Source organism: Streptomyces atratus (assembly GCF_014648655.1).
Classification (GTDB): domain Bacteria; phylum Actinomycetota; class Actinomycetes; order Streptomycetales; family Streptomycetaceae; genus Streptomyces; species Streptomyces atratus.
In genome coordinates, this window is the sequence record NZ_BMRN01000023.1 from 44,049 (window position 1) to 56,700 (window position 12,652).

The 12,652-nt window shown below is 70.1% G+C and carries 10 protein-coding genes; 5 read left to right on the forward strand and 5 right to left on the reverse strand.

Features of this window, described 5'->3' with window-relative positions; translation table 11 throughout:
- Window positions 1-495: 495 nt before the first annotated feature.
- Window positions 496-1,938, reverse strand: a complete 1,443-nt coding sequence (gnd, locus tag IEZ15_RS28485; RefSeq protein ID WP_189279969.1) for an NADP-dependent phosphogluconate dehydrogenase — start codon at window positions 1,936-1,938, stop codon at window positions 496-498.
- Between the two features lie 150 nt (window positions 1,939-2,088).
- Here gnd and IEZ15_RS28490 point away from each other — a divergent pair, with 150 nt between their 5' ends.
- From IEZ15_RS28490 to IEZ15_RS28505, 4 genes are all read left to right on the forward strand, one after another.
- The gene (locus tag IEZ15_RS28490; RefSeq protein ID WP_189279970.1) at window positions 2,089-2,682 is read left to right on the forward strand and encodes a TetR/AcrR family transcriptional regulator; all 594 of its coding nucleotides are present in this window, start codon (window positions 2,089-2,091) and stop codon (window positions 2,680-2,682) included.
- On the forward strand, window positions 2,675-3,574 hold the full coding sequence (locus IEZ15_RS28495; protein ID WP_189279971.1) for an alpha/beta fold hydrolase: 900 nt from the start codon (window positions 2,675-2,677) through the stop codon (window positions 3,572-3,574). The genes IEZ15_RS28490 and IEZ15_RS28495 overlap by 8 nt, the downstream gene beginning before the upstream one ends.
- Window positions 3,575-4,036: 462 nt before the next feature.
- Entirely contained in the window at window positions 4,037-4,357 is a 321-nt protein-coding gene (locus tag IEZ15_RS28500; RefSeq protein WP_229846155.1) for a hypothetical protein, read from the forward strand.
- Between the two features lie 148 nt (window positions 4,358-4,505).
- Window positions 4,506-5,864: a transglycosylase family protein gene (locus IEZ15_RS28505; RefSeq protein ID WP_189279972.1), complete on the forward strand. Its 1,359-nt coding sequence runs from the start codon at window positions 4,506-4,508 to the stop codon at window positions 5,862-5,864.
- Here the strand turns inward: IEZ15_RS28505 and IEZ15_RS28510 are convergent.
- From IEZ15_RS28510 to IEZ15_RS28525, 4 genes are all read right to left on the reverse strand, one after another.
- Entirely contained in the window at window positions 5,834-7,051 is a 1,218-nt protein-coding gene (locus IEZ15_RS28510; RefSeq protein WP_229846156.1) for a DMT family transporter, read from the reverse strand. The genes IEZ15_RS28505 and IEZ15_RS28510 overlap by 31 nt on opposite strands.
- Before the next feature lie 245 nt (window positions 7,052-7,296).
- Window positions 7,297-7,752, reverse strand: coding sequence for an ATP-binding protein (locus IEZ15_RS28515; protein ID WP_189279974.1), 456 nt, complete (start codon window positions 7,750-7,752; stop codon window positions 7,297-7,299).
- A 99-nt stretch (window positions 7,753-7,851) separates the two neighbouring features.
- Window positions 7,852-9,477 carry a sensor histidine kinase gene (locus IEZ15_RS28520; protein WP_189279975.1) on the reverse strand — a complete coding sequence of 542 codons (1,626 nt, stop codon included), beginning with the start codon at window positions 9,475-9,477 and terminating at the stop codon, window positions 7,852-7,854.
- Window positions 9,477-10,679 carry a PP2C family protein-serine/threonine phosphatase gene (locus IEZ15_RS28525; protein ID WP_229846159.1) on the reverse strand — a complete coding sequence of 401 codons (1,203 nt, stop codon included), beginning with the start codon at window positions 10,677-10,679 and terminating at the stop codon, window positions 9,477-9,479. The genes IEZ15_RS28520 and IEZ15_RS28525 overlap by 1 nt, the downstream gene beginning before the upstream one ends.
- A 328-nt stretch (window positions 10,680-11,007) precedes the next feature.
- On the opposite strand from IEZ15_RS28525, the gene IEZ15_RS28530 reads away from it, so the two are divergent.
- Complete coding sequence (locus IEZ15_RS28530) at window positions 11,008-12,492, forward strand: SDR family NAD(P)-dependent oxidoreductase (RefSeq protein ID WP_114247986.1); 1,485 nt, start codon at window positions 11,008-11,010, stop codon at window positions 12,490-12,492.
- The last annotated feature ends 160 nt before the right edge of the window (window positions 12,493-12,652 follow it).

Below are 12,652 nucleotides of genomic sequence, written 5' to 3' on the forward strand. Positions count from 1 at the left end.
GCGACTGCGCGGATGGTCCTGTTCCCCGTGATCCCCGGGCGCGCTCGCGGCCGTCACGCGGGGCGACCGACCGACGATCCGGGACGCGAGTTCACCCACGTGCCCGCGGCCGAGGACCCGCAGGGGCCCGCTCATGGTTGTCGCCCGCGGCATGATCACCGGCCAGTACCCGTCCGTCCCTCTCCATACCGCCTGCGGCAGAACTGCTGAAGAAGCCGGCCTGACAAGGGGTGCGATCACCCGCCGGGGCGGACGTCGACACATCCGGGGCACGGGGACAGCCGTCCACCATGACCGGCCGGTCTTGTGGGCTGTCCGCCGGGAGCGTCGCGATCAGCCCGGGCAGCCCGGCCGGCAGCAGCAGGTCCGTCGTCGCGGCCGGTTCCGCGGCGGTCCACCAGCGGTGTCCGGGTCCGGGGTCACATGTGTCAGCCCCGTCTCCTGCAACGCCCTTCGCATTCGCCGAGGGCGTGGAGCGCCCACCGGCGTCGCGTATCAGCCGGCCTCGACCTCCGACCGGTCGCCGCCCCAGAGCGTGTGGAAGGAGCCCTCGCGGTCCGTGCGCCGGTATGTGTGCGCGCCGAAGAAGTCGCGCTGTCCCTGGGTGAGCGCCGCGGGCAGCCGGTCCGCGCGCAGTCCGTCGTAGTACGAGAGCGCGGCTGCGAACCCCGGCGTCGGCACCCCCTGCCGTACCGCCTCGGCGACCACCGTGCGCCAGTCGTCCTGCGCCGCACCGATCTCCTCGGCGAACTGCTCGTCCGAGAGCAGGCTCAGCAGGTCGGGGCGGGTGTCGTAGGCCGCCCGGATCCGGTCCAGGAACGCGGCCCTGATGATGCACCCGGCCCGCCAGATCGCTGCCACCGCGCCGAGGCCGATGTCCCAGTGGTAGGCCTCGCTGCCCGCCCGGATCTGGTGGAACCCCTGCGTGTACGAGACGATCTTGGACGCGTACAGCGCCTGCTCGACCTGGTCGGCGAAGGCCGCAGCCGCTGTCTCGTCGAGCGCCGTGGGTGACGGGCCCGCCAGGCCCTGCGCCGCCTCGCGCAGATCCGCATGGCCGGACAGCGAGCGGGCGAAGACGGCCTCCGCGATACCGGAGACGGGCACCCCCAGATCCAGTGCGATCTGCACCGTCCAGCGGCCCGTGCCCTTCTGCTCCGCCCGGTCCTGCACGATGTCGACGAAGGGCTTTCCGGTGGCCGCGTCGGTGTGGGCGAGGAACTCTGCCGTGATCTCGATCAGATACGAGTCCAGGCGGCCGGTGTTCCAGCTGCGGAATGTCTCGGCGATCTTCGCGGGGGAGTAGCCCGCCACCGTGCGCAGCAGGTCGTACGCCTCCGCGATCAGCTGCATGTCCGCGTACTCGATGCCGTTGTGGACCATCTTCACGAAGTGCCCGGCACCGTCGGGACCGATGTGGGTGGTGCAGGGGGAGCCGTCCTTCGCCTTGGCGGCGATCTTCTCCAGCAGCGGCCCCAGCGATTCGTACGACTGGGTCGAGCCGCCCGGCATGATGCTCGGCCCGTTCAGCGCGCCCTCCTCGCCGCCCGAGATGCCGACGCCCACGAAGTGAATGCCGTGCTCGCGCAGTTCCTTCTCGCGGCGGCGGGTGTCCTCGAAGTGTGCGTTGCCGCCGTCGATGATGACGTCGCCCTCTTCGAGGAGCGGGGCGAACTCCTGGATCACGGCGTCCGTCGGATCGCCCGCCTTCACCATGACGACCAGCCGGCGCGGACGTTCCAGCGCCGCGACGAACTCCTCCGGCGTGTGTGCGGCAACGAAGGAACCCTCGTCGCCGAACTCCTTGACCAGGGCGTCCGTCTTCGCGGTCGTGCGGTTGTGCAGGGCGACCGTGAAGCCGTTGCGGGCGAAGTTACGAGCGAGATTGCGGCCCATGACCGCGAGTCCTGTGACGCCGATCTGCGCAGTGCCGCTCATCTGTGTGCTCTGCAATCTGTGTGGGGGTGCCGGGATCTTCAGTATGGATACGGGGTGCGGGGACGACCTGTTCAGCATGGGCCGTATGGACCAGGCTATGTATATTAGGAAAATACCTAGGTGGTCTAGGTACTCCTGTGGAGGTGTCGGATGGTCCGTGCGGGTCTCACGACCGAACGCGTGGTGGAGGCGGCGGCCGATCTGGCCGACTCCATCGGATTCGACAAGGTCACGATCTCCGCACTGGCCCGCGGCTTCGGGGTCAAGGACGCCAGCCTGTACTCGCATGTCCGGAATCTGCACGACCTGCGGACCCGGGTCGCGCTGCTGGCCGCGGGTGAGTTCATCGACCGGATCGCAGCCGCGGTGGCGGGCCGGGCCGGAAAGGACGCCCTGGTGGCGTTCGCCGACGCCTACCGGGCGTTCGCGCTGGAGCGGCCCGGGCGGTACGAGGCGACGCAGATGCGCATCGACCCCGCCGTCGCCGCCCGGTCGTCCGCGTACCACCGCACCATCGAAACCACGGGCGCGATGCTGCGCGCCTACGGCCTGGCCGAGCCCGACCTCACGGACGCGGTACGGCTGCTGCGCAGCACCTTCCACGGCTACTGCGCCCTGGAGGCGAGCGGAGGCTTTGGCGCGCCCCGCGACGTACAGACGTCCTGGGAGCGGTCCGTCGGGGCCCTGCACTTCCTGCTGGAGCACTGGCCGTCCGCCACGAGCAAGGGGGAGAACAATGACTGACCGCACGACACCGGCCCGCACCGGCCGAATGAAGGTGCCCGGAGCGACGCTGTACTACGAGGTGCGCGGCGAGGGCCCGCTGCTGCTGATGATGCCCGGCGGGAGCGCCGACGCAGGGATCTACGACCGGATGGCGGCGCGGCTGGCCGACCGGTGGACCGTAGCCGCCTTCGATCCACGCGGATACTCGCGCAGCGTCCTCGACGGGGAGGCCGGTGACCAGCAGGTGGAGGTACAGAGCGAGGACGCGTACCGGCTGATCGACCTGCTGTCACCGGACGGCGGGCCCGCGGCCGTCTTCGGCTCCAGTTCGAGCGCCGTCGTCGCCCTGGACCTGCTCACCCGTCACCCGGAACGGCTGCACCGGGTGATCGCGCACGAGCCGCCGGTGGTGGAGCTGCTGCCCGATCCGGAACAGGGACGGAAGCTCTTCGCCGCCGTGCGCGACTCCTACCGCAGGGACGGGGTGGTCGCCGCGCTGGCCACCATGACCGAGGGCCTGACGGGTCCGGATGCGGAACGGCCGGCCGAGGGCGAACGCCGGGCGCAAGCGGACCGTCCGGCCGGGGGCGGGCACCGGGTGGCGGCCGAACCGTCCCCGTACGAGGCCGAGGTGTTCCGGCGGATGCGCGCCAACCTCCCGGTGTTCCTGGAGCACGTGCTGTGCCCGTTCAGCGGCTACGTACCGGACTTGGAGGCCCTCGGGCGCGGCGCGGAGAAGCTGACCATCGGGGTCGGGCAGGACTCCCGCACACTGCTCACGGCCATTCCGGGTGCCCGGCTGGTGGACAGGGTCGGCGGCAGGCTCGTGGAGTTCCCCGGTGGGCACACCGGTTCCACCGAGGATCCTGACGCGTTCGCCGCGCGGTTGCGAGAGGCGCTGCTCGACTGAACCGGGCAGGTCAGGAGGTGGTGACGGGCTCGTTCCCGGTTCCCATTTCACCTGCACCCTTCACCCGCTCCACCAGCGGGAACGCAGACCGCAGCCATGAGGGCGGGACAGCCATGCCTGCTTTCGACGCACCCGAACCGATCTCCGTCACCCGCGAATTCGGCATCGGGTCCGTTCAGGCCGCCGCGACGAAGCGTACGGACACGGTGGTCGAGGTGCTGCCGAGCGCCGGCGCCCCAGACGTCGACGTGCGCGCCGCACAGCAGACCAAAGTCACCTGCACGGGCGGCAAGTTGCTGGTCAAGGGCCCCAGGAAGCGATCTCTGTTCGGCATAAGCGGACCGCTCGACCTCGGCATCGTACTGCAGGCCGGTTCCTCGCCCTGCTCACACCGGCACTCACCTGGCCGGCCGCAGCGATCGGGCTGGTGGCCAAGAACCCCGAGACTGCCGGCGACAACCCATGTCGCTGACGTTCCTCCCCTTCCTCGGCAGCGCCATCGTCCCACCGGAGTCCATGCCCACCGGGCTGCGCCGGTTCGCCGAGTACCAGTCCTTCACACCGATCATCGAGACGCTGTGCGGCCTGCTGTTGGGCACCGAGATCGGCAACAGCGGGATCATCGCGCTCGCCCGGTGCGTCGGGATGAGCCTGGTCGGCTGTCCGTGGGCGCGGTCGTTCTTCAACCGCGATGCCACCCGCTGGGTAACTCTCCTGCGGAGAAGGACGGATGACCGGCACAGTCGTCAACCCTCGTACCCGATAACACGGTACGGGGGCTGACGAGTGCACCGGCCACGAACCTCGGGCGGCGGTGTCCCCTGGGCCGTCCGTGACGGGTGAGCCGCTGTCGCTCCCTTGTCATCGGCCTTTGTCTGCACATAAGTTGGGCGCTTGCGACATGTCCTAAAGCCAGTGGGGGAGCCAAGTCATGGCCGCAAACGGACGGCACCGCAGATATCAGCCCAGCCGGCTCAACCGTGCCTCGCTCACGGTCACCGTCGGCGGTGTGGGCATCGCGCTCCCGCTCATCGCAGCCGCCTCGGCAGGTGCCGCCTCGACGGATGTCTGGGAGAAGGTAGCCGCCTGCGAGTCCACCGGCAACTGGCACATCAACAGTGGCAACGGCTACTTCGGTGGCCTTCAGTTCACCCGGTCGACGTGGGCGGCCTACGGCGGCACCGTCTACGCCCCGCGCGCCGACCTGGCCACCAAGGACCAGCAGATAGCCATCGCCGAGAAGGTGCTCGAAGGACAGGGACCCGGCGCCTGGCCGGGCTGCTCGACACGGGCGGGGCTGACCAGTGGCGGGGAAGCCCCCGGCAGCAACCCGCAGTCGGAGCGGACCAGCCACTTACAGGCTCCCGGGAAGGCTGCCGCCGGTAAGCCGGAGACGAAGCGGACGTCCACGCCCGCCAAGCCGACCACTGTGCCCGGCAAGCGAGAGTCGTACACCGTGGCCGGCGGTGACTCGCTCTCCACGATCGCGGCGAGTGAGCATGTCCGGGGCGGCTGGCAGCACCTGTACGCGGCGAATCGCGCGATCGTGGGGGACGACCCGGATCTCATCTTTCCCGGACAGCGCCTGAGCCTCGATGTGGCCCGGGCACCGAAGGCGGGTTCCAAGACGGGCTCGACGCCGGCCGCGCAGCCGAAGACCGCACCGCGCCAGAAGGCGAAGCCGCGGCATCAGACCACCGAGCCGAAGCAGCAACCGGCCACGTCGCAACACCAAGCCGCGAAGCCGCGGCATCAGACCACCGAGCCGAAGCAGCAACCGGCCACGTCGCAACACCAAGCCGCGAAGCCGCGGCACCGGACCACCGAGCCGAAGCAGCACCCCAAGAAGGCCGAGAGCCACAAGCCGCAGCGGGCGGAGAAGCACTCCGACACTCTCGTCGCACCGGTTGCGGCAGGTCTCGGTACCCCCTACCACCGGGCCGGTTCCTGGGCCAGTGGCTATCACACCGGTGTCGACTTCCCCGTCCCGACCGGCACCTCGGTGAAGGCGGTCGGCTCCGGCACCGTCGTCTCGGCGGGCTGGGCGGGGGCGTACGGATACCAGATCGTCATTCGGCACAGCGACGGCAAGTACAGCCAGTACGCGCATCTGTCCGCGCTTCATGTGCGTGAGGGCCGGCATGTCTCCGCAGGCCAGCGGATTGCGCGCTCGGGCTCCACCGGGAACGTCACCGGTCCGCACCTGCACTTCGAGATCCGTACCGGCCCCGGTTACGGCTCGGACATCGACCCGCTGGCCTACCTCAGGGCGGGCGGCGTCAGCGTCTGAACGACCCCCTGGGTCCCGGCTTTGTCAGCCGGCGCGGCAGGCTCCGCGGACACGCCACCCCGTCGTGCTGCGGTGCCGCTGTGCGGCGACCGCCCGGGCCCGAACTCCACCTGCCCGAGGCGACGCTCCAGAGGCATCACAGGGGCTGCCGAGAACGTCTCCGCGATCGTCTCGACGGCTGCGGCGGGCGTCGGCGGTGCGGGCTCGGGAAGAATGACGACCTTCTGCGTCTCGGCCGGCCGGGCCGGATCCACCGCCGGTTCCACAATGCCTCCGACGCCGGGCTCCGCGTCCGCCCCGTTCCCCAGAGCGTCCGGGTACTCGCTCCCGGCCGGCTGCCCGGCGCGGTGCTCCGCGCCCAGCCGCTCCGTCGTGAGAAGTATCAGCCCGCCCGCGGCGACCACCCCGCAGGCCAGCGCGAGCATGGTGCCCGCCGTACCGTGCAGGAACTGCTCATCGAACATGGTGATGCCGACAACCGCGGCTATCACCGGGTTCACCACGGTCACCGTGGCCAGCGGCGCGGTCAGACCGGCGCCCCGGTACGCGGCCTGGGAGAGCAGCAGCCCGGTGGCCGCGAACGTGCCTATCGCCAGCAGCGCCGGCATTCCGGCCCCTGCCGCACCGGAGGTCCACTGCACGGCCACCGTCTTCGTGAACACCGAGGCGATACCGAAAGCGACGCCCGCGGCCCCGGCCAGGATCACGCTTCGTACCACCGGCCGGTGCAAGCCCTTGGAGATCAGGAACAGCGCTGCGACCGCACCGAGCGCCACGCCGGCGAGCGTCAGCTGATCGGGGCCGCTCAGGGTGTGCGACTCGGAGTTCCCGGTGAGCGCGAGCAGGCCCGCCAGACCGACGGTCGCCATGATCGCGCCGCGCCATGCGATGGCACCTGCCCGGCGGCGTACGAAGAGTGCCGCCATCGGCAGGGCGAAGACGATGGTCAGCGCACCGAGCGGCTGGACGAGACTGAGCGGACCGTAGGCCAGCGCCACGACATGCAGCACCGCGCCCACGCCGTTCAGTGCCACGGCTGCCCACCAGACACGGTTGCGCAAGGGGGCGAGCGAGCGGCCGTCTCCAGCCGTGGCCACGCGCTCCTGGACGATCGCCCCGGCCGCGTAGGCGACCGCGGAGACCAGTGACAGCAGCACGGACAGCGCAAGGGAACTCATGTACACCACGATGTCCCTTCAAGGCCGCCGCGTCGTCGTCCTTGAGGCGGCAATCCTGAGTACTGCTTTGGTAGTACGTGACTACTCCCAGTGTCCTCCTATGGGCGGTAGTCCTCTCTGCGGAGGGCCTTGGAGCGATCAACCCGAGGGGGTGTGAGCTGCTGTCGGTTTGCTGAGCTGAAGTGCGTTGTGGTGAGCAGGAGTGAGTCCTGTCGGCGGCTGTGGGGCGGGCGGCGTCCCGCCCGCCCCACAGCTCAGCTGCTCAGCTCGAACTCGGCCCGGATACGCTTGCCCACCGGCACGCGCTCGGCGGTCAGCCGGTCGCACAGCGCCACCACGATCTCCATGCCGTGGCCGCCGGGGCGTGTCGGGTCGGGTGAGTAGAAGAGCGGCAAGGCCGTGCTGCTGTCGTACACCGTGACGCTGACGCGCTCCGCGGTGCCCTCCAGTTCCAGCAGATACGGACCCTGGCTGTAGCGATCCGCATTGGTGACCAGCTCGCTCACGGCCAGCATCAGATCGCTGCGGGTGTGCTCGCCGAACACCGCGAGCCACTCCGCGGCCAGCCGGACCAGAAAACGGTCGGCCAGGTCCCGCGCCTGCGCGATGCAGCCGGGCTCGCCGTCGAACACCTCGGCGCTGTGCAGAACGTCCGTGAGCCGGTCTCCGCGGGGGCGGCCGGCCGGTCGCGAGGTGACCTGTTCGTTCATGTGCTCCAGCCAGGGCGACGCAGGGGTGTTCGATGACAACTGCTCGACGTTCGCCTACCCGCGACGAACGGTCCCACTCCGGGGAAGACCCGGCAGATCTCAGCCATGGCCGGGCCGCCCCACGACGCGTTCCGCGACGAGTGGTTCAGCAGCGGTGTGCGCGGGTACGGCGGGGGCGACCGGCAGCGTGAAGCGGACACAGGTGCCTTCGGCGGCCTCCGGATCCAGCCAGATCCGGCCCCCGTGGAACTCCACGATCTTCCGGCACAGGGCCAGACCGATGCCCGTTCCCTCGTACTGCTCCCTGCCGTGCAGACGCTGGAAGATGACGAACACCTTCTGCGAGAACTCCGGCGCGATACCTATGCCATTGTCCGCGACGGAGAAGTGCCAGTCGTCGCCGTCCCGTACACAGCCGACCGTGATCCGGCAGGGTACGTCGGGGCGGCGGAACTTCACCGCGTTGCCGATCAGGTTCTGCCAGACCATGGAGAGTGCCGTCGCGTCCCCGGTCGGTTCGGGCAGCGGGTCCTCCCGGACGACCGTGGCACCGGACTCCTCGACGACCAGCGCGAGATTGGCCAGCGCACGGTCGAGGGCGCCGTCGAGGTCGACCGGCTTCCACCTGTCGTGCACCCGCCCCATACGGGAGAAGGTGAGTAGATCGTTGATCAGCACCTGCATCCGCTTGGCGCCGTCGACCGCGTAGTCGATGTACTGCCGTGCCCGGTCGTCGAGCTCCGCGGCGTACCGCTGCTCCAGAAGCCGGCAGAACGAGGCGACCTTGCGCAGCGGTTCCTGCAGATCGTGCGAGGCGACATAGGCGAACTGCTCCAGTTCGGCATTGGACCGGCGCAGCTCCTGTGCCTGTTCCGCCAGCAGCGTCCCGCGCTCCTGGGATTCGGCGAGCTCCTCGACGATGCGGCGGCGCATGTCCTCCACAGCCGCCGCCACCGCCCGCACATCGGACGGTCCGTCGACCTCGATCCGGTTACGGAACGCCCCCGAGCTGACCGTGTCCGAGGCGGCGGTCAGCCGGCGCAGCGGCCGGCCCACCATCCGGTTCAGCAGCAGACTCAGCGAGACGATCGCCAGCAGAAAGCCCACGACCAGCGAGATGAATACCTGGTCACGGGTGATGCGGGCCGTGCTCAGATCGGCGCGGGCCCGGTCGCGCGCCACATCGAGGTGCGCCTGCTGTGTCGTGTACAGCCGCCGCAGAGTGTCGAATTCGCCCTTGCTCCGCCGGATCGGGGCCGAGGACTCGGACGCCGGGCCGTCCCGGCGTACCGCGGCGACCAGCGGCTCGGCGTGCCGGCTGCGCCACTCCCGCGCGGCTGCGGCGATCCGGTCAAGATCGCGGGCGAAGGGCTGCTCGTCCCCGACGAGGGAACGCACCCTGGCCAGCCGCAGCTTCTCGTCCCGCATTCCCGCCTCGTACGGCCGCAGGAAGGTCGAGTCACCGGTGAGCGCGTATCCGCGGACCCCGGTCTCCTGGTCCAGCAGGGCGTTCTGCAACTGGAAGGACGATGAGCGGGCGGGCTGGATGCGGTCCACCAGCTCGGTGGTGCGGTCGGATATCCGGGACAGCACCAGGCCACCGACGGTCAGCCCGCCGCAGACGACCAGCACGAAGACGGCGAGAATCAGATGGACCCAGTTCTGGACCGACAAGTGTGAAACGAGGCCGCGCGGGCGGGCCGGCGACGCGTCCCGGCCGCTCATCACGGCTCTCCCCGTCCCCAGCCCAGATGGAGCACGGCCACGTCGTCGGCGAGACCGCCGTACGGGGACGCGGCCCCGGCGGCCTCGTCGACCAGGGTGTCCACAAAGGCACGGGCCGCCAGGGCCCCATGCCTGCGGGCCATGGTGAGCAGGCCGTCCTCGCCCAGCCGGGAACCAGGCCCCGTGCGCCCCTCGAAGAGGCCGTCCGTGAAGAGGACGATCCGCCCGTCCCCGGGCAGGGACAGCTCCGAGACGCTCCACCGTCCCGCCCCCGGGAGCAGCCCCAGGGCCATCCCGGGCTCGGGCTCTACCCGGCTCACCCGGGCACCGCTGCGCAGCAGCAGCCCGGGGTGACCGGCCCGCACCACCCGCACCCGACGGCGGTCCGGCGCGAAGGACAGTGAGGTGACGGTGGCGAAGACATGCGGGTCGGATCGTTCGGCGACCAGGATCTCCTCCAGCAACCTGACGCGTTCGAGCTGGCCGGTGGCGCACAACACCGCGGTGCGCCAGGCCACCCGCAGACAGACACCCAGCGCCGCCTCCGCGGCCCCGTGCCCCGACACATCACCGATCACCGCGTGCACCGTGCCGTCGGACGTCTGCACCACGTCGTAGAAGTCACCGCTGAGCAAGGCGTGCGCCCGGCCCGGTTCGTATCGCGCCACCGCCTCGAAGGAGTCGTCGCGCAGCAGGGGCACGGGCAGCAGCCCGCGTTCGAGGCGGGCGTTCTCCTGCGCCATCAGCCGGTTGGCACGCAGCGCCGCGGCGGCCCGCTCGACCTGCTTGCGCTGGAGGGCGTACCGGACCGAGCGGCCCAGCGCCTCCGGATCCAGCCGCCCCTTGACGAGATAGTCCTGGGCGCCGGTCGCCACGGCCGACAGGCCCGTATCGGCCTCGGCCCTGCCGGTCAGCACCACAATGGCCGCATCGGGCGCCGACTCGACGATCTGGGTGACGGCGTCCAGGCCGTACACATCGGACAGGTGCAGATCGAGCAGTACGCAGCACGGGGTCCGGCAGCCGGCCAGGAACCGGCGCGCCTCCGTGAGCGTCCTGCACCAGGTCAGGGCGGAGTCCAGTTCGCTGTCGGCGAGCATCTCCTCGACGAGGAGCGCATCACCGGCGTCGTCCTCGACCAGCAGGATCACGGCATCGACGTCCCACACCGAGCCGTTGCCGAGACTGTTGCCGACCGGCACAAGTCTGTTCTGTTCGGGGACGGCGGCCGGGCGCACAGGTTGCGGCGGAGCGCCGCCCACAGGGAGTTCGGCCACTCTCCACCCCCTTGTAAGGACGGCACAGCTCAGCCCTGGCCGTATCGCAGGGAAGCATATGTGACCGATCCGTGGAGGAGCCGTCCGGCGGGGGCAGCCATGCACACGCGAGCCCGCGAACTGCGGCGAACCGCTGTGAAGTCACGCGAACGGAGCAGCATCCGGTGCATGGCAGACTTGATCGGGGCGTTCGGCCCGGCAGGACCATGTATGGCGGTCGGCGCCACGAGTGACAAGCGACAGAGGAACGGCAATGACGGTGACAGAGGACAGCCCGGAGCTCGCTCCCGGTACTGAGGAGTTCGGTCCCGGTATCGACCCGGAGCGGCTGGCCGTCTGCCTGAGCGTGCTCGACGAACTCGACAGCATCGAGGTCGACCACCCCGACGCCATCGCCGTGCGCCGCGCCACGGCCGGGATCTACCGGACCGTGAAGCAGCGCCGCCGTCAGGAGCGCCGCGCCGCCAAGACCGCGCACGACAAGGCCGTCACCGAGGCCACCGCGACCGGCTCGGCCGACCGCATCGACGACGAGACCCAGGGGGTCTTGCCGTCGTCCTCGGCCCGTGCCGAGATCGCGGGAGTCCTCCAGCGGCCCCGGTCCTGCTACATCTGCAAGACCAGGTACGTCGAGGTGGACGCCTTTTACCACCAGCTCTGCCAGCAGTGCGCCAAGGAGAACCGCTCGCGCCGCGACGCACGGACCGACCTCACCGGCCGGCGCGCGCTCCTCACCGGCGGCCGCGCGAAGATCGGCATGTACATCGGGCTGCGGCTGCTGCGCGACGGCGCGCACACCACCATCACCACCCGTTTTCCCAACGACGCGATCCGCCGTTTCAAGGCGATGCCGGACAGCGACGAGTGGATCCACCGGCTGAAGATCGTCGGAATCGATCTGCGCGACCCCGCCCAGGTCGTCGCGCTCGCCGACTCGGTCGCGGCCGAGGGCCCGCTGGACATTCTGATCAACAACGCGGCACAGACCGTGCGCCGGTCCGCGAACGCGTACAGCGAACTGGTCAACGCCGAGTCCGCCCCGCTCCCGGCGGGCGAGCTGCCCGCCGCCGAGGTCATCGGCACCTTCGGCAGCGGCACCGTCGACCGTGTCGCGGCCCTCCCGGCCGCCCGCAAGGAAGGCCTGAGCGCGCAGGACGTCACCGAGCTCGCCCTGGTCACCGGGTCCGCCTCCCTGGAGCGGATCGCCGCCGGAACGGCGATCGACGCGGGCGGTCTCGTACCCGACCTGCATGACACCAACAGCTGGATCCAGACCGTCGAAGAGGTCGAACCGATCGAGCTGCTGGAAGTCCAGCTCTGCAACTCCACCGCGCCCTTCATCCTGATCAGCCGGCTCCGCCCGGCGATGGCGGCGACCGCCGCCAAGCGCGCCTATGTGGTCAACGTGTCCGCGATGGAGGGTGTGTTCAGCCGTGGCTACAAGGGCGCGGGCCACCCGCACACCAACATGGCCAAGGCCGCGCTGAACATGCTCACCCGCACCAGCGCCCAGGAGATGTTCGAGAAGGACGGCATCCTGATGACCGCCGTCGACACCGGCTGGATCACCGACGAGCGCCCGCACCCCGACAAGATCCGGCTTGCCGAAGAGGGCTTCCATGCCCCGCTCGACCTGGTCGACGGCGCCGCCCGCGTCTACGACCCGATCGTGCGCGGCGAGGAGGGCGAGGACCTGTACGGCTGCTTCCTCAAGGACTACGCGCCCGCCAACTGGTAGTCAACCGGTGGCGCTGCGTTCGTGCGGCGCCATGGACCCGGCCCGGAACGCGTTCCTGGCCGGGTCTTTTCCGTACTCGATGGCCGAAAGTGACCTAGTGCACACATTCCATCGAGCGGGATCGCGCTCATTTGGTTACTCTGATCCGAACGGACGTCAT

What these genes read in the sequence shown, in the direction of transcription:
- IEZ15_RS28530 (WP_114247986.1), top strand. Translation starts at nt 11,008, where the DNA reads ATGACGGTGACAGAGGACAGCCCGGAGCTCGCTCCCGGTACTGAGGAG.
- IEZ15_RS28515 (WP_189279974.1), bottom strand. Translation starts at nt 7,752, where the DNA reads ATGAACGAACAGGTCACCTCGCGACCGGCCGGCCGCCCCCGCGGAGAC.
- gnd (WP_189279969.1), bottom strand. Translation starts at nt 1,938, where the DNA reads ATGAGCGGCACTGCGCAGATCGGCGTCACAGGACTCGCGGTCATGGGC.
- IEZ15_RS28505 (WP_189279972.1), top strand. Translation starts at nt 4,506, where the DNA reads ATGGCCGCAAACGGACGGCACCGCAGATATCAGCCCAGCCGGCTCAAC.
- IEZ15_RS28500 (WP_229846155.1), top strand. Translation starts at nt 4,037, where the DNA reads ATGTCGCTGACGTTCCTCCCCTTCCTCGGCAGCGCCATCGTCCCACCG.
- IEZ15_RS28495 (WP_189279971.1), top strand. Translation starts at nt 2,675, where the DNA reads ATGACTGACCGCACGACACCGGCCCGCACCGGCCGAATGAAGGTGCCC.
- IEZ15_RS28520 (WP_189279975.1), bottom strand. Translation starts at nt 9,477, where the DNA reads ATGAGCGGCCGGGACGCGTCGCCGGCCCGCCCGCGCGGCCTCGTTTCA.
- IEZ15_RS28490 (WP_189279970.1), top strand. Translation starts at nt 2,089, where the DNA reads ATGGTCCGTGCGGGTCTCACGACCGAACGCGTGGTGGAGGCGGCGGCC.